Genomic DNA, 16,093 nt, shown 5'->3' on the forward strand with positions numbered 1-16,093 from the left:
CAGGGCGCCCGGACCGCGACGCCCAGCCGTTCGCGCCACCAATCTGAAGGCGGTTCAGGATCACTCTGCAAGAGTTTCACTTCCGAATTCGCGCGATCCCGTCATGATCCCGACGCCAAATTTGGAGGAGACGGGCAATGAAATCCTGCGGGATGTCGATCGGAGCTTTCGGACTGGCACTCGCGCTGTTCTCGGCGCCGGCCCTTGCGCAGGACGGTCCGGTGAAGCTCGGCGTTCTCACCGACATGTCCTCGCTCTACGCCGACAATGGCGGCCAGGGCTCGGTGATCGCGGCGCAAATGGCGGTCGACGACTTTGGCGGCCAGGTGCTGGGGCGCAGCATCCAGATCGTCGCGGGAGATCACCAGAACAAGGCCGATGTGGGAGCCACCATAGCGCGGCGCTGGCTCGAAAATGAAAACGTCGAGGTGATCCTCGACGTGCCGAATTCTGCGGTCGCGCTGGCGGTGCAGGGCATCACACGGGACAAGAAGAAACTGTTCCTCGCCACCGGCGCCGCCACGTCGCGCCTGACTGGCGACGAATGCTCGCCGACCGGAATTCACTGGACCTACGACTCCTATGCGCTGTCGCAAGGAACAACGCGGGCGATGTCGCGTCTCGGCGCAAACTCCTGGTACTTCATCTCGGTCGACTATTCCCTCGGCGCCCAACTCGAGGCCGACAGCCGCAAGGTCATCGACGCCATGGGCGGCAAGGTGATCGGCGCGGTGAAACATCCGCTCAATACGCCGGATTTCTCCTCCTTCCTGCTCCAGGCACAGTCCTCGAAGGCGGACGTGATCGCGCTCGCCGACACCGGCGGCGACTTCATCAACGTCGTCAAGCAGGCCGGCGAATTCGGCATCACGCAGCGGCAGAAGCTGGTCGGGCTGCTCGTCTTCATTGCCGACATTCACAGTCTCGGGCTCCAGAGCGCCCAGGGCCTGATGCTGAGCTCGGCGTTCTATTGGGACATGAACGAGGACACGCGGGCGTGGTCGAAGCGCTTCATCGCCAAGACCCAGAAGGTCCCGACCATGATCCACGCCGGCACCTATGGCGCGGTGATGCACTACCTTAGGGCGGTTCAGGCGGCAGGCACGCTGGATGGTCCGACCGTCGCCGCCAGGATGCGCGCCATGCCCGTGAACGATTTCATGACGAAAAATGGCCGGATCCGCGAGGACGGCCGGCTGGTCCGCGACATGTATCTGTTTCGCGTCAAGTCGCCCGAGCAGTCCAAATACAAGTTCGACTATTACGAGCTGCTGGCGACGATTCCGGGCGAGGAAGCCTTCCGGCCGATGGAGCAAGGCGGATGTCCGCTGCTGAAGCAGCCATGATCGGCGAGGGCGCAGCCGTGCAGAGCGGCATAGACGAGATCATCGCAGGCCGTTTTGCATGCCGCGACTTCTCAAGCGCGCCGGTCGGGCGAGGGACCATCGAGCAGATTCTGCGCGTGGCACGGTTTGCGCCAAGCGGCGCCAATATCCAGCCCTGGCACGTCTACGTGCTGGCCGGCGATGCCAAAGACAGGGTCTCGGTGGCGCTGCGCGAGGCGCACGAAACCGCCCGCGACGCGCATATGTCGGAATACAGATACTACGCCAGTGACCTGCCCGAACCCTACCTGCAACGACGACAGGAGTTCGGCCGGTTGTTCTACGGTTCGCTCGGCATCGCCCAGACCGATATCAAAGCCAGGAGCGGCCAGACCGCCAAGAACTATGCGTTCTTCGGCGCGCCCGTCGGGCTGATCGTCACGATCGACCGGCGCCTGGAGGTCGGCAGCTGGCTCGACCTCGGCATGTTCATCCAGAACGTGCTGCTGGCTGCGGCAGGCCATGGGCTCCAGTCATGTCCGCAGGAGACGTTCTCGAAATACCACCGGATCCTGCGTCCGCTGCTGTCGATCCCGGCGGAGCAAATGGTCGTGTGCGGCATTTCGATCGGCCGTGCCAGGGACCAAATCGCGGGCAGGCTGATGCCGCGCGCGGACATCGCGGACTTCGCCTCGTTCGCGGGCTTTGAAGAACAAAGTGCAACCCAAATGGAAAGGACAACGCCATGGGAAGCCGAGACGAATTGATTCAGTACAGCATTCCGTTTCTGCGCGAGGTCAAGGATATGACGCCCGGCGCGGAGATGGAGCGGTGGCTCAACCAAACATACGGCGAGGGCAGCCAGCTCTACCAGGACCTGGCACGGCTGATTAAGCGCGGCGTCGAGGAAGGCTGGGCGGCGAACCAGGAGGTCGACGGTCCGAACTACCGGCGCAGCCGCATCATGGACCCGACGCCTGAAACGTTCCAATTCAGCATCACGGCCGTCTACATGAACAGCACCGATCCGCGCCGCTTCAAGGACGAGGACGACCACGACGTGCTCCGCGGGCAATATCACGGTCACCCATATGGGGAACTGAACCTGGTCGTGCCGCTGGACAAGGGCGCCGAGCTGAAGGGGCTGCAGGGCTGGCAAGGGCCCGGCTGGACCGCGCCCGATCCCGGCAGCCGGCACTATCCCGAGGTCCGCGGCGGCGCCGTCATCGCGCTGTTCTATCTGCCCGCCGGACGCATCTCCTACGACTTCGCGGCGCCGTCCTAATCGCCGGCCGGACGGTCTCGGGTGACGCCGTGCGCGAGCGTCACCCGTTCAGAAGCATGCACAGCTGAGTCCGCGCGCGGCGATGCGCCGCGACGCCACGGCCAGCAAGGCGGCTCACCATGAACGGTGGGGAGGGATTTCGGCGACCGTGCGCCAGGCGGCACCCAGCCCGGACCGCCATATCCGTAATTCGCATAAGGTATATTATGGAATATCTTTATATACAATTAGATCAGATATTTAGATCGAATTCCTGACACCGCGCCTTCGCTTGCCGTCCGTTTTCGGTCTACGCCGCGACCGGCCTCTCGGCTCTTGACGGCTACTGTGCATGGGGTTGTTTTTCAGATTTTGAATCCGGCCCATCTGCCGAAAGCCGATATTGCCGCGACGGTGTCCGGCTGCAATAAGCGAGACCTCGCGAGATCGCAGATGACCTTCAGGCCTTCCATCCGTATAGGTTTGCATCTCAGAACAACAACAAACTTCCGAGGAAGCAGACCCATGAGCTTTTCCCGACGCACGCTTCTCAAGGCCTCCGCCGCGACCGCGGTCCTGGGCGGCCTCGGTGCGCCCCATGTGGCCCGCGCCCAGAGCGCCGAGTTCACCTACAAATACGCTAACAACCTGCCTGACACCCATCCGCTGAACGTGCGCGCCAAGGAGATGGCGGCGGCGATCAAGGCCGAGACCAACGGCAAGTTCGACCTCCAGATCTTCCCGAACAACCAGCTCGGCTCCGACACCGACATGCTGAGCCAGATCCGGTCCGGCGGCGTCGAATTCTTCACGCTGTCAGGCCTGATCCTGTCGACCCTGGTGCCGGCCGCGTCCATCAACGGCATCGGCTTCGCGTTCCCGGACTACGGCACGGTCTGGAAGGCCATGGACGGCGACCTCGGCGCCCATGTCCGCGGCGAGATCAAGAAGGCCGGCCTCGAGGTCATGGACAAGATCTGGGACAACGGCTTCCGCCAGACCACGTCGTCGAGCAAGCCGATCAACGGTCCCGACGACCTCAAGGGCTTCAAGATCCGCGTGCCGGTGTCGCCGCTGTGGACCTCGATGTTCAAGGCGTTCGACGCCGCGCCCGCCTCGATCAATTTCGCCGAGGTCTATTCCGCGCTCCAGACCAAGATCGTCGAGGGCCAGGAGAACCCGCTGGCGATCATCTCGACCGCCAAGCTGTACGAGGTGCAGAAGTACTGCTCGCTGACCAACCACATGTGGGACGGCTTCTGGTTCCTGGCCAACCGCCGCGCCTGGAGCGCGCTGCCGGAGGACGTCCGCACCATCGTCGCCAAGAACATCAACGCCGCCGCCGTCAAGGAGCGTGAGGATACCGCGAAACTCAATGCGAACCTCCAGCAGGAGCTCGCGGGCAAGGGCCTGACCTTCAACCAGCCTGCGGTGGCGCCGTTCCGTGACAAGCTGCGCTCCGCTGGCTTCTATGCCGAGTGGAAGGGCAAGTATGGCGACCAGGCCTGGGATCTCCTGGAAAAGGCCGTCGGCAAGCTGTCGTAACGCGCTTTGGGGCCGCCGAGGTTCTTATCGAGATGGCTCATGTCGAGGTTGAGGCGACCGGAGTGGTGGGCGAGGTGGCTGTTCAGCCCCCTCGCCGATCCCTCGTGCTGGCCTCGCTGGAGCATGTGCTCGGTCTCGCCGTCGAGATCCCCGCGGCAATCCTGGTCGTCGCCGAGATCGTGATCCTGTTTGCCGGCGTGGTCGCACGCTACGGCGTGCACCGGCCGCTGATCTGGTCGGATGAGCTCGCCTCGATCCTGTTCTTGTGGCTGGCCATGCTGGGCGCGGCGGTCGCATTCCGCCGCTCCGAGCACATGCGCATGACGGCGCTCGTCGCGAGTGCGCGGCCGGCCGTGCGCGCCTATCTGGACGTGGTCGCGACCTGCGCGGCGCTGGCGTTCCTGGCGCTGATCGTCTGGCCATCCGCCGAATACGCCTACGAGGAAAGCTTCATCACCACGCCGGCGCTCCAGATCTCGAACATGTGGCGCGCCGCGGCGCTGCCGGCCGGCGTCTGCCTGATGGCAGTGTTCGCGCTGCTGCGGCTGCTGCGCGCCGCCGATTACCGCATGGTGCTGACGGCGGCGATATCGGTTGCCGTCATCGTCGGCCTGTTCTGGCTGGCGCAGCCTTTTCTGCGGCCGCTCGGCAATCTCAACCTCGTCATCTTCTTCGTCGGCGTCGCCGGCTTCTGCGTCTTTGCCGGCGTTCCCATTGCGTTCGGGTTTGGCCTCGCGATCTACGGCTATCTGGCGCTGACCACGCGGACGCCGGTGATGGTGCTGGTCGGGCGGATGGACGAGGGCATGAGCCACCTCATCCTGCTCTCGGTGCCGCTGTTCGTGTTCCTGGGGCTTCTGATCGAGATGACCGGCATGGCGCGGGCCATGGTCGCGTTCCTGGCGAGCCTGCTCGGCCATGTCCGCGGCGGCCTGCATTACGTGCTGGTCGGCGCGATGTACCTCGTCTCCGGCATCTCCGGCGCCAAGGCGGCCGACATGGCGGCGGTGGCGCCCGTGCTGTTCCCGGAAATGAAGCAGCGCGGCGCCAAGCCCGGCGACCTCGTGGCGCTTCTTGCGGCTACCGGTGCCCAAACCGAGACCATTCCGCCGAGCCTTGTGCTGATCACGATCGGCTCGGTCACGGGCGTCTCGATCGCCGCCCTCTTCACCGGCGGCCTGCTGCCTGGCGTCGTGCTCGCCATCACGCTCTGCATGCTGGTGTGGTGGCGCTACCGCCACGAGGACATGAGCCATGTCCGCCGCGCCACGGGTGGCGAGATCGGCAAGACCTTCATCATCGCCCTGCCCGCGCTCGCGCTGCCCTTCGTGATCCGCTACGCCGTGGTCGAGGGCATTGCGACCGCGACCGAAGTCTCCACCATCGGCATCGTCTACGGCGCCCTGGTCGGCCTCCTCGTCTACCGCCGCTTCGACTGGCGGCGGCTGTTTCCCATGCTGGTCGAGACCGCGGCGCTGTCGGGCGCGATCCTCCTGATCATCGGCACGGCGACCGGCATGGCCTGGGGGCTCACCCAATCCGGCTTCTCGCGCTCGCTGGCTGCAGCCATGACCGGATTGCCCGGGGGACCTGCCACCTTCATCGCCGTGTCGATCCTGGCCTTTACCGTTCTCGGCAGCGTGCTCGAGGGCATTCCGGCAATCGTGCTGTTCGGGCCGCTATTGTTTCCGATCGCCCGCGCCGTCGGCGTGCACGAGGTGCACTACGCCATGGTGATCATTCTCGCCATGGGTATCGGGCTATTCGCCCCGCCCTTCGGCGTCGGCTATTATGCCGCCTGCGCCATCGGACGCGTCGATCCGGCCGAAGGCATCAGGCCGATCTGGGGCTATCTGCTGGCGTTGCTGGTGGGATTGATCATCGTCGCGATCTTCCCCTGGATCTCGATCGGATTCCTGTAGAGCGCGGCGTCAAGGAGGGTTCGATGAGCGAGCGGCAGAACCAGTACAATATCGGCCTCGACAAGACCCCCGCCAACTACGTCCCCCTGAGCCCGCTGAGCTTCCTCGCGCGCAGCGCCGCCGTCTATCCCAACCACGTCAGCACGGTCTATGAGGGCCGCAGCTTCACGTGGCGCGAGACGCATGAGCGCTGCAAGCGCTTTGCGTCCTGGCTCGGCGGCAAGGGCATCGGCGTCGGCGATACCGTCGCGGCGATGCTGCCGAACATTCCGGCGATGAACGAGGTGCACTTCGCCGTCCCCATGACCGGCGCCGTTCTCAATGCGCTCAACATTCGTCTCGATGCGCCTTCGATCGCGTTTCAGCTCGATCACGGCGGCGCCAAGATCATCCTGGTCGATCCGGAGTTTTCGACTGTCATCACCGACGCGCTCGCGCAGATGAAGGGCCCGAAGCCGTTCGTCGTCGACGTCGACGACGCCGCTTTCAAGGGCGGCAAGCGCATCGGCGAGATCGAGTATGAGGCGGCGGTTGCGCAAGGCGACCCGGGCTTCGCGGCGATCCCGCCCAAGGACGAATGGGACGCCATCGCGCTGAGCTATACCTCGGGCACCACGGGCAATCCCAAGGGCGTCGTCACCCATCATCGCGGCGCCTATCTCAACGCCGTCAGCAACATCCTCGCCGGCCAGCTTGGCCAGCATCCGATCTATCTCTGGACGCTGCCGATGTTCCACTGCAACGGCTGGTGCTTCCCCTGGACCATCGCGGCGGCCGCCGGCATCAACGTCTGCCTGCGCAAGGTCGAGCCGACAAAAATCTTCGAGCTGATCAAGCAGCACGGCGTCACCCACATGTGCGGCGCGCCGATCGTCTATAACACGCTGATCAACGCACCCGACGCGCCGAAGGGCAGTGCCGCGCGCCGCGTCGTGGGCCTGATCGCCGGCGCCGCACCGCCGGTCGCGGTGCTCGAAGGCGCAGAAAACATCGGCATCAGGCTCACGCACGTCTACGGCCTGACCGAGGTCTACGGCCCCGCCTCCGTCTGCGCCGAGCAACCCGGCTGGGACGATCTGCCGGCCGCCGAGCGCGCCAGCATGAAGCGGCGGCAGGGCGTGCCCTACCCGCTCGAGGAAGGCGTCACCGTCATCAATCCGCAGACGATGCAGGAGGTGCCCCGCGATGGCGAGACCATCGGCGAGGTCATGTTCCGCGGCAACATCGTGATGAAGGGCTACCTCAAGAACGAGAAGGCGACGAAGGAAGCCTTCGAGGGCGGCTGGTTTCACACCGGCGACCTCGGCGTGCTCGACGAGCACGGTTACGTCATCATCAAGGATCGCTCCAAGGACATCATCATTTCCGGCGGCGAGAACATTTCCTCCGTCGAGGTCGAGGACATCCTCTACAAGCATCCGGCCGTGCTGTTCGCAGCCGTCGTCGCAAAGCCCGATCCGAAATGGGGCGAGGTGCCCTGCGCCTTCGTCGAACTGAAGGACGGCGCCAGCGCGACCGAAGCCGAGATCATCGCCTTCTGCCGCACGCATATGAGCGGCTTCAAGACGCCGAAGGCCGTCGTGTTCGGACCGATCCCGAAGACGTCCACGGGCAAGATCCAGAAATTCCTGCTGCGTAACGAGGTCGGCTCGTCGAAGGCGATCTCGGCCTGAACCGAGCCGGCGCGATCAGTGCGTGTCGAGCCGCATGCCGTCATAGGCCGGCACCACGCCCGCCGGCAGCGATTGCCGGATCACCTCGTAATCGACGTCGGCCGTCATGTTGGTGATGACGGCGCGCTTCGGCTTGAAGCGCTCGATCCAGGACAGCGCATCGTTGATACTGAAATGGCTGGAATGCTGGGTGTAGCGCAAGCCGTCGACGATCCAGAGATCGAGATTCTCCAGCGCGCCCCAGCTCTCGCGCGGGATGTCGTTGAGGTCGGGCGTGTAGGCGGCATTGCCGATGCGATAGCCGAGCGCGGGGATCTGGCCGTGTTGGACCAGGAAGGCGGTCATGGTCACGTCGCCGCCCTTGCCGGTGATGGTCCGGCTTTCGCCGGCCTCGATCGAATGCCGGTGCAGGATCGGCGGATAGTCGCTGCCCTCGGGCGAGATGAAGCAGTAGGAGAACCGCGCCATGATGTCTTTCGCGGTCGACTGGTTGAAATAAACCGGAATGCGCTTGCGCATGTGGAGCACGACGGAGCGCAGATCGTCCATGCCGTGGGTCTGGTCGGCATGCTCATGGGTCAGGAACACCGCGTCGATGTGGTCGACATTGGTATCGATGAGCTGCTCGCGCAGGTCGGGCGAGGTGTCGACCACGATGCGCGTGGTCCCGTGGTGTGATGTCTGCTCGACAAGCAGCGAGCAGCGGCGGCGGCGGTTCTTTGGATTGTTGGGATCGCAGGCGCCCCAGCCGAGTGCCGGGCGCGGCACGCCGGCGGAGGAGCCGCAGCCCAGGATCGTCAGCGTCAGCGTCATGCGGCTCCCAGTCCTAAGATTTCACCTTGGAGAACAGGCGGAAGAAGTTTTCGGTGGTCTGGCGTGAGATCTCGTCGAGCGACACGCCGCGCGTTTCGGCGAGCACCTTGGCGACCTCGACCACATAGGCCGGCTCGTTGCGTTTGCCCCGGAACTTGCCGGGCGCAAGATAGGGCGAGTCTGTTTCAACCAGAATACGGTCAGACGGCAGTTCAGCCGCAAGCGCGCGCAGGGTCTCCGATTTCTTGAAGGTCAGGATGCCCGTGAAGCCGATATAGAGCCCGAGCGACACCGCCTTCAGCGCCAGCTCGCGCCCGCCCGTGTAGCAATGCAGCACGGCGCGAAACGATCCCTTGGCCGCTTCCTCCTCCAGGATGCGGCCGCAATCCTCGTCCGCCTCGCGGGTGTGGATCACCAGCGGCAGGCCGGTCGCACGAGCCGCCGCGATATGGGCGCGAAAGCCCCTCGCCTGCGCCTCCGGCGCGCCGTTGTCGTAGAAATAGTCGAGCCCGGCCTCGCCGAGCGCGACCACCTTGGGATGCCCGGTCAACCCGATCAGCTCGTCCGGCGAGATGCCGTCTTCCTCGTCCGCGTTGTGCGGATGGGTGCCGACCGAGCAGTAGACGTCGTCGTAGCGCTCAGCGATGGCCAGAAGCTGATTGAGCTTTCGCACCCGCGTGGAGATCGTGACCATACGGCCGATGCCGGCCGCACGTGCACGCGAGACGATCCCGTCGAGGTCTTCCGCAAAGTCCGGAAAATCCAGATGGCAGTGGCTGTCGACCAGCATCGCCCGAACGCCCTAGGCCGCCGGCTCGATGTAGCGCGGGAACGCCGGTGTTGGCGCCGGCAGCGTCGAGCCTGGCGCGATCCGTTTGGCGCCCCCGAGCATCGCGAAGTTCCGCTCGCCCGCGGGAATGCCGAGGCTGTCGAGCAGCAGGCCCGAGGCGGTCGGCATCGCCGGCTGGGCCAGGATCGCGATCTGGCGCACGACTTCGGCGGTGACATAGAGCACCGTCTTCTGCCTGACAGGATCGGTCTTGGCGAGCGCCCACGGCGCCTCGCCCGCGAAATAGCGGTTGGCCTCCGCGACCACGGCCCACACGGCGTTGAGCCAGTGATGGATCTGCTGCGTCGCCATCGCTTCGCGCGATGCGACGATCATGCCGTCCGCCATCGCCAGAATCGCCTTGTCGTTGTCGCTGAACTCGCCCGGCTCCGGCAGCACGCCGCCGAGCTGCTTGGCGATCATCGAAAGCGAGCGCTGCGCGAGGTTGCCGAGGTCGTTGGCGAGATCGGCATTGATGCGCGCGACGATGGCATCGTGGTTGTAGTTGCCGTCCTGGCCATACGAGACCTCGCGCAGGAAGAAATAGCGCATCTGGTCGACGCCATACTGCTCGGCAAGATTGAAGGGGTCGACGACATTGCCGACCGACTTCGACATCTTCTCGCCCCTGTTGAACAGGAAGCCATGGGCATAGACCCTCTTCGGCAGCGAAATGCCGGCCGACATCAGGAATGCGGGCCAGTAGACCGCGTGGAAGCGGATGATGTCCTTGCCGATGATGTGCACGTCGGCCGGCCAGTAGCGCCAGTTCTTGTCGCTCTCGTCGGGGAATCCGACGCCGGTGATGTAATTGGTCAGCGCGTCGACCCAGACATACATCACGTGCTCTTCGTCGCTGGGCACTTTCACGCCCCAATCGAAGGTCGTGCGCGAGATCGAGAGATCGCGCAAGCCGCCGCGTACGAAGCTCACCACCTCGTTCTTGCGCGAGTCCGGGCCAATGAATTCAGGATGATCTTCGTAGAGCTTCAGAAGCTTGTCCTGATAGGCCGACAGGCGGAAGAAATAGCTCTTCTCCTCGACCCATTCGACTGGCGTGCCTTGCGGTCCGAGGCGCACGCCGTCGTCGTTCAGGCGCGTCTCGTCCTCGGCGTAATACGCCTCGTCGCGCACCGAGTACCAGCCGGCATAGCTGTCGGCGTAGATGTCGCCGTTCGCTTCCATGCGCCGCCAGATCTCCTGGCTGGAGCGATGGTGCTGCTCTTCGGTGGTGCGGATAAAGCGGTCGAACGACACGTTCAGACGCTCGTCCATCTCCTTGAAGCGGCCAGCATTGCGGGTCGCGAGCGCGGACGGGGTCAGGCCCTCGTTCTGCGCGGTCTGGACCATCTTCTGACCGTGCTCGTCGGTGCCGGTCAGGAAGAACACGTCCTTGCCGTCGAGCCGCGCAAAGCGCGCCAGCACGTCGGCCGAGATCGCCTCATAGGCGTGGCCGATATGCGGGCTGCCGTTGGGATAGGCGATGGCGGTCGAGATGTAGAAGACGTTGTCGCGCGCGGGCGCAGCAACGGGAGTTGCGGCTTGCGAAGCTGCGACGGGCCTCAGTGCGGGCGGCGCCTCAGGCTTCGACACCTTGGGCTTCGACACCTTGGGCTTCACAATCTTTGGCGGCGTGGCGACAGGAGCCGGTGCGGCGGTCACGGCAGGCGCGGTCACTTTCGCTTTCTTGGCGACCTTCTTCGCCGGAGCCTTGCTCTTCGCCGGAGACTTGGCTGCCTTTTTGGCCGCTTTCACCGCCTTCTTGGCGACGACCTGCTTCTTCGCGGCCTTCTTGCCGGCCTTCTTTGTCGTCTTCGCAGCGCTTTTCTTCACGCCCTTCTTGACGGCAGGCTTCTTGGTCTTCTTGACCTTCTTGGCAGCTTTGCGCGCGAGCGCCTTCACGGCCTTCTTCACGGCCTTGTTGGCAGCCTTCTTCTTGCTGCTCTTGCCTCTAGCGGTTTTCTTAGCTCGCGTGGCCACGACGAATTCCTTTACCGGCTTCTCGAAATTTGGAAACGAACCTGCGTTAGGTCATTATTTGGAGCATGATCCTGTCGGAAAACCGCTGCACACTTTTCCGGATCATGCTCTAGCGCGTTGCGTCCGCCAGCCAGCCGAACACCGAGAAAACCAAGGGCTTTCGCTCCAGATTGTAGGTTTCGGTGTCGCGCGCGGCGCGGACGATCTTTTCCCATACCTCAGCTAGGCGCGCAAGGCGCGGCAGATTCTGGTTGGCATTGGCCTCGTCGGAGTGCAGGCGTTCCGCTATCCAGCGATCGATGCCGTCGATGAAGGCCGCCAGCGCGACTCGATCGCTGGTGCCAAGCGAATCGCCGAGCGTGTGCAGTTCGCGCGGATCCACCTGTGGCAGGCGCGCAAGCAGCGCCGCCGTGCGCTGCTGCAGCTTCAGGGCATCGCCGCCGAGCAGCGTCAGCGCCCGCGCGACACTGCCCTCGGAGGCCTCCGCGGCCTCGCGCAGCGCCGGATCGTTCGGATCGAGGTCAGCCGTCGAAGCTGCGGCGCCGATCACATCATCCGTGTCGAGCGGGCGCAGGCGCAGCTTGCGGCAGCGCGACTGGATCGTGGCGAGCACGCGCGCCGGCGCGTGGCTGACCAGGAGAAACAGCGATTGCTGCGGCGGTTCCTCGAGGATTTTCAGCAGCGCGTTGGCGGCATTCGGATTGAGCTCGTCGACGGTGTCGACGATGCAGACGCGCCAACCTTCTGCCGCGGCAGTCGAGCCGAAGAAACCGATCGTCTCCCGCGTCTCGTCCACGGTGATCACGGTGCGCATCACGCCGCGATCGTTGGCGGTGCGTTCCAGCGTCAACAGCCCGCCATGCGAGCTGGCCGCAACCTGCCGCGCCACGGCGTTATCAGGATCGACCGCGAGGGTCTCGGCGCGCTGCACGGACGGCGCCAGCGGCTGGCCGTTGGAAAGCACGAAGCGCGCCATGCGATAAGCCAGCGTCGCCTTGCCGATCCCCTGCGGCCCGCCGATCAGCCAGGCATGCGGGATGCGCCCGCTGCGATAGGCCGCGAGTAGCGCCGTCTCGGCCTCGCGATGGCCGAACAGAAGGCTCGTCTCGCGCGGATGCGGAATGGCGGTTTCGCGTTCGGCCTGGCGCGGGCTCATAGGGAAACCACCGATGCAGGGGTTGGGAGAAGACGGTCGCGCAGCGCCGTCCAGACTCGTCCAGCAACCGTGTCGGGATCGGAATTGGCATCGATCAGGACGCAACGGCCGGGATCGTCCTCGGCGATCTTGCGATAGGCCTCGCGCAGGCCCTGATGGAAGCTGAGCTGCTCGCCCTCGAACCTGTCAGGTGTGCCGCTACCACGACGCACGGCGGCGCGCTGCAATCCAATCTCGACCGGCAAATCGAGGATGAGGGTGAGGTCCGGCTTGAGATCGCCGATCGTGACCCGCTGCATCGCGTTGATCAGGCCCATCGGCACGCGGCCGAGGCTGCCCTGATAGGCCCGCGTCGAGTCGGCGAAGCGGTCGCACAGCACCCAGGCGCCCCGATTGAGCGCAGGCTGGATCACGGTGCGGACATGGTCATCGCGAGCAGCCGCGAACAGCAGCGTCTCGGCTTCGGGCCCGAGCAGCTTGCCCATCCCCGACAGCACCAGGTGGCGCATGATCTCGGCACCCGGCGAGCCGCCGGGCTCGCGCGTGACGAGGGTCCGCATCCTGGCCGCAGTGAGGCGGTCGGCGAGCTTCTTGATCTGGGTCGACTTGCCGGTGCCCTCGCCGCCTTCAAAGGTGATGAAGCGTCCGCGCCCGGACGGTCGCTGTGCTGCGCTCTCACTCATGATCAGAGCTTCTCGGCGCCCGCGCGGAACATGCCGATCACGAGCTCGCTGGCACCGTCGATCGCGCGGCGCATGGTCGAGCCGGTGCCGATCGCTTCGGCGGCATAGACGGGCGTTTCCACCGCGATGTTGCCGCTGCGCCAGACCTTGACCACGCCGACCTTCTGGCCGGCTTCGATCGGCGCACGCACCGGTCCGCTATAGACGACGCGCGCAATCAGCTTGTCGCTGCCGTTCTTGTGCACCATCACCTTGACGGGCGTCTTGGCGACAAGCTTGACCGAGCGGCTCTCGCCGCCAAACACTTTTGCGTAGCCAACCTGCTGGTCGGCCGCGATCAGGGTGCGGGTCTCGAAATTGCGAAAGCCCCATTCCAGCATCTTCTTGGCTTCGGTGGCGCGATCCTCGGGATCTTCCAGGCCATTGACGACCACGATCAGCCGCGTTCCGTTCTGCACGGCCGAGCCGACCATGCCGTAGCCGCCTTCCTTGGTGTAGCCGGTTTTCAGACCGTCGGCGCCTTCCATCGAATTGAGCAGAGGATTGCGGTTGGGCTGGCGGATCTTGTTCCAGGTGTACTCCTTCTCGCCGAACAGTTTATAGAATTCGGGGAAGTCGAGAATGATGTGGCGGGCAAGGATGCCGAGCTCGCGCACCGTCATCTTGTTGCCGGGATCGGGCAGGCCGTTGGAATTGCCGAAAGTCGACTTCGTCATGCCGAGCTCGCGGGCACGCTTGGTCATGAAGTCGGCGGCAAAGATCTTCTCGTTGCCGGCAATGCCCTCGGCCAGCGCGATGCAGGCGTCATTGCCGCTCTGGATGATCGCGCCATGCAGGAGATCGTCGACCGAAACCTTGCTGTTGATGGCGGCGAACATGGTCGAGCCGCCCGAGGGCGCCCCGCCCTTGCGCCAGGCGTTCTCGCTGATCCGGTACTCGTCGGTCGGCTTGATGTCGCCCTTCTTGATGGCATTGAAGACGACTTCGGCCGTCATCAGCTTCATCATGCTGGAGGGCGCACGCAGCTCGTCGGCGTTCTTCTCGAACAGCACGCTGCCGCTGGAAGCCTCGATCAGAATCGCGGTTGGGGCGTCGCCATCGAAGCCGGAATCCTCGGTTTTCTTGGCGCCCTGGATGCTCTGGTTGGCGGCGTAGAGCGCCCCGCCCCAGCCGATGCCCGCCACCAGAACCGCAGCGATCAGCCCGCGCGCCAGCGCACCGGCGGAGAACCGGGTGCGACGGAGCGGAAAAAGACGAAATGCCATGGCGAAGCCCTGAGAGCGGCGTTCTAACAGCAGGAACCGGTGCGAACAACACGGGGCTGGCCGCCGAACCCGAGATTGCACGATTCTCGGCGCGCCCCTATCGTGGCACCTCATATTTCCCGACCAAACCCCTGAAACAAGGCGGAAAAGCGATGTTGTCCACCCGCGTCATCAAGGCCAACGGGATCGACCTGTTCATCCGCGAAGCCGGCCAAGGTCCGCTGGTGGTGCTGTGCCACGGCTGGCCCGAGCTATCCTACTCCTGGCGCCACCAGATCCCGGCGCTGGCGGACGCCGGGTTTCGCGTCGTCGCCCCTGACATGCGCGGCTACGGCCAGAGCGCGGCACCGGCGGACGTCGCCGCCTACTCGATCTTCGACACGGTCGGCGACATCGTTGGCCTCGTGCACGCGCTCGGCGAGACCAAAGCGATGGTGGTCGGCCACGACTGGGGCGCGCCGGTCGCCTGGCATGCGGCGCTGTTCCGGCCCGACATCTTCACGGCGGTGGCGGGCCTGAGCGTGCCGCCGCCATTCCGCGGCCGCGGCAAGCCGCTCGATCTGCTGCGCCAGGGCGGCGTCACCAATTTCTACTGGCAGTATTTCCAGACGCCCGGCGTCGCCGAGGCCGAGTTCGAGCGTGACATCGCCCGCACCATGCGCATCGTGCTCGGCGGGCGCGGCCTTGCCGATCCCAGTGCCGCGATGTTCGTCCAGGAGGGCAAGGGCTTTCTCGGTCACGCGCTCGCCGAGGAGCCGCTGCCCAACTGGCTCAGCGAGGCTGACCTCGCCTATTTCACCGAAAGCTTCCGCAAGTCCGGCTTCCGCGGCGGGCTGAACTGGTACCGTAACCTCGACCGCAATTGGGAGCTGACGGCGCCCTGGCAGGACGCGCAGATCCATCAGCCGTCGCTCTTCATTGCCGGCTCCAAAGACGCCGTCATCACCGGCCTGATCGGCGCCAAGCGCGTCAACGAGCTCGAGCGCGTCCTGCCCAATCTGACGCGGAAGCTGATCATCGAAGGCGCCGGCCATTGGGTCCAGCAGGAACGGTCCGACGAGGTCAATGCTGCGCTGCTGAAGTTCCTGCGCGAGGTGACTGTGCGTTAGGCGAGATCCTTTTTCATCGCGATATGGGCGGCGCCCGCCTGCCCGGTCTCGGCAAATCCTCGCCGCAGGTAAAACCTGAGCGCGGCCGAATTGTCCGCGAGCACCGAGAGGGTCAGCGCGCCGAGACCCTGCTGCCGTGCGCTCGCTTCGAGCGCGTCGAGGATCTTCGTACCGGCGCCGCGACCGCAATCGGCCGGCAGCAGCGCGATATCGATGATGTGCCAGTGCTCGCTTTCGCAATGAAGCAGCAGCCGGCCGATCGCGGTCCCGTCCTGTGTGACGATCAGCGAGATCGCACCCGGAAACTGCGCGGCATAGCCGGCCGCCTGGCCGCGGAACTGTTGCGCGATGATCTGGCCGACGATCGGCCCGGACAATCCGGTCGCGGTGAATTGCCCCGTCCGCACCTCCTCGAAGAGATGCCGGATGAACGGCTCGTCGATCGGACTTGCGGGCCGAAGCCGAAGAGCCGGATCGTCCGGAACGATGTCGAGCGGCGCGCCGTCAATCATGCCGTCGCGCACTCAAG

Annotated in this window: 14 protein-coding genes; 7 read left to right on the forward strand and 7 right to left on the reverse strand. The window is 64.9% G+C overall.

The window, feature by feature from the left end:
* Positions 1-137 precede the first annotated feature (137 nt).
* The 6 genes from AB7245_RS22730 to AB7245_RS22755 all read left to right on the forward strand — a co-directional run bounded on the left by AB7245_RS22730 (position 138) and on the right by AB7245_RS22755 (position 7,729).
* A complete protein-coding gene (locus tag AB7245_RS22730) occupies positions 138-1,346 on the forward strand; it encodes an ABC transporter substrate-binding protein (RefSeq protein ID WP_439034999.1) in 1,209 nt (402 codons plus the stop codon).
* A complete protein-coding gene (locus tag AB7245_RS22735; protein WP_439035000.1) occupies positions 1,343-2,092 on the forward strand; it encodes a nitroreductase in 750 nt (249 codons plus the stop codon). The genes AB7245_RS22730 and AB7245_RS22735 overlap by 4 nt, the downstream gene beginning before the upstream one ends.
* On the forward strand, positions 2,071-2,610 hold the full coding sequence (locus tag AB7245_RS22740; RefSeq protein WP_439035001.1) for a 4-hydroxylaminobenzoate lyase: 540 nt from the start codon (positions 2,071-2,073) through the stop codon (positions 2,608-2,610). The genes AB7245_RS22735 and AB7245_RS22740 overlap by 22 nt, the downstream gene beginning before the upstream one ends.
* 504 nt (positions 2,611-3,114) lie before the next feature.
* Entirely contained in the window at positions 3,115-4,134 is a 1,020-nt protein-coding gene (locus tag AB7245_RS22745; RefSeq protein ID WP_085401495.1) for a TRAP transporter substrate-binding protein, read from the forward strand.
* A gap of 32 nt (positions 4,135-4,166) precedes the next feature.
* The gene (locus tag AB7245_RS22750; RefSeq protein ID WP_085401496.1) at positions 4,167-6,056 is read left to right on the forward strand and encodes a TRAP transporter large permease; all 1,890 of its coding nucleotides are present in this window, start codon (positions 4,167-4,169) and stop codon (positions 6,054-6,056) included.
* Between the two features lie 23 nt (positions 6,057-6,079).
* Entirely contained in the window at positions 6,080-7,729 is a 1,650-nt protein-coding gene (locus AB7245_RS22755) for an acyl-CoA synthetase (RefSeq protein ID WP_085401497.1), read from the forward strand.
* Positions 7,730-7,744: 15 nt separating this feature from the next.
* Here the strand turns inward: AB7245_RS22755 and AB7245_RS22760 are convergent, their stop codons facing one another.
* From AB7245_RS22760 to AB7245_RS22785, 6 genes are all read right to left on the reverse strand, one after another.
* A complete protein-coding gene (locus AB7245_RS22760; RefSeq protein WP_085401498.1) occupies positions 7,745-8,542 on the reverse strand; it encodes an MBL fold metallo-hydrolase in 798 nt (265 codons plus the stop codon).
* Positions 8,543-8,555: 13 nt separating this feature from the next.
* On the reverse strand, positions 8,556-9,332 hold the full coding sequence (locus AB7245_RS22765; RefSeq protein WP_085401499.1) for a TatD family hydrolase: 777 nt from the start codon (positions 9,330-9,332) through the stop codon (positions 8,556-8,558).
* Between the two features lie 12 nt (positions 9,333-9,344).
* On the reverse strand, positions 9,345-11,351 hold the full coding sequence (gene metG, locus AB7245_RS22770) for a methionine--tRNA ligase (RefSeq protein ID WP_439035002.1): 2,007 nt from the start codon (positions 11,349-11,351) through the stop codon (positions 9,345-9,347).
* A gap of 109 nt (positions 11,352-11,460) precedes the next feature.
* On the reverse strand, positions 11,461-12,507 hold the full coding sequence (locus AB7245_RS22775; protein WP_135213643.1) for a DNA polymerase III subunit delta': 1,047 nt from the start codon (positions 12,505-12,507) through the stop codon (positions 11,461-11,463).
* Positions 12,504-13,190: a dTMP kinase gene (gene tmk, locus AB7245_RS22780; RefSeq protein ID WP_085401502.1), complete on the reverse strand. Its 687-nt coding sequence runs from the start codon at positions 13,188-13,190 to the stop codon at positions 12,504-12,506. The genes AB7245_RS22775 and tmk overlap by 4 nt, the downstream gene beginning before the upstream one ends.
* A 2-nt stretch (positions 13,191-13,192) precedes the next feature.
* Entirely contained in the window at positions 13,193-14,455 is a 1,263-nt protein-coding gene (locus AB7245_RS22785) for a D-alanyl-D-alanine carboxypeptidase family protein (RefSeq protein ID WP_085401503.1), read from the reverse strand.
* Between the two features lie 152 nt (positions 14,456-14,607).
* Between AB7245_RS22785 and AB7245_RS22790 the strand changes: the two genes are divergently transcribed.
* Positions 14,608-15,564 (forward strand): alpha/beta fold hydrolase, encoded by a 957-nt coding sequence (locus AB7245_RS22790; protein ID WP_085401504.1) that lies wholly within the window; start codon positions 14,608-14,610, stop codon positions 15,562-15,564.
* Here AB7245_RS22790 and AB7245_RS22795 read toward each other — a convergent pair.
* Positions 15,561-16,076 (reverse strand): GNAT family N-acetyltransferase, encoded by a 516-nt coding sequence (locus AB7245_RS22795; protein ID WP_085401538.1) that lies wholly within the window; start codon positions 16,074-16,076, stop codon positions 15,561-15,563. The two genes, AB7245_RS22790 and AB7245_RS22795, sit on opposite strands and share 4 nt — an antisense overlap.
* Between the last annotated feature and the right edge of the window lie 17 nt (positions 16,077-16,093).

The organism is Bradyrhizobium sp. 604_D8_N2_3 (assembly GCF_051810765.1).
GTDB lineage: Bacteria > Pseudomonadota > Alphaproteobacteria > Rhizobiales > Xanthobacteraceae > Bradyrhizobium > Bradyrhizobium barranii.

Coding starts and splice junctions, on each gene's coding strand:
- AB7245_RS22730 (WP_439034999.1), top strand. CDS start 138: ATGAAATCCTGCGGGATGTCGATCGGAGCTTTCGGACTGGCACTCGCG.
- AB7245_RS22735 (WP_439035000.1), top strand. CDS start 1,343: ATGATCGGCGAGGGCGCAGCCGTGCAGAGCGGCATAGACGAGATCATC.
- AB7245_RS22740 (WP_439035001.1), top strand. CDS start 2,071: ATGGGAAGCCGAGACGAATTGATTCAGTACAGCATTCCGTTTCTGCGC.
- AB7245_RS22745 (WP_085401495.1), top strand. CDS start 3,115: ATGAGCTTTTCCCGACGCACGCTTCTCAAGGCCTCCGCCGCGACCGCG.
- AB7245_RS22750 (WP_085401496.1), top strand. CDS start 4,167: ATGGCTCATGTCGAGGTTGAGGCGACCGGAGTGGTGGGCGAGGTGGCT.
- AB7245_RS22755 (WP_085401497.1), top strand. CDS start 6,080: ATGAGCGAGCGGCAGAACCAGTACAATATCGGCCTCGACAAGACCCCC.
- AB7245_RS22760 (WP_085401498.1), bottom strand. CDS start 8,542: ATGACGCTGACGCTGACGATCCTGGGCTGCGGCTCCTCCGCCGGCGTG.
- AB7245_RS22765 (WP_085401499.1), bottom strand. CDS start 9,332: ATGCTGGTCGACAGCCACTGCCATCTGGATTTTCCGGACTTTGCGGAA.
- AB7245_RS22775 (WP_135213643.1), bottom strand. CDS start 12,507: ATGAGCCCGCGCCAGGCCGAACGCGAAACCGCCATTCCGCATCCGCGC.
- tmk (WP_085401502.1), bottom strand. CDS start 13,190: ATGAGTGAGAGCGCAGCACAGCGACCGTCCGGGCGCGGACGCTTCATC.
- AB7245_RS22785 (WP_085401503.1), bottom strand. CDS start 14,455: ATGGCATTTCGTCTTTTTCCGCTCCGTCGCACCCGGTTCTCCGCCGGT.
- AB7245_RS22790 (WP_085401504.1), top strand. CDS start 14,608: ATGTTGTCCACCCGCGTCATCAAGGCCAACGGGATCGACCTGTTCATC.
- AB7245_RS22795 (WP_085401538.1), bottom strand. CDS start 16,076: ATGATTGACGGCGCGCCGCTCGACATCGTTCCGGACGATCCGGCTCTT.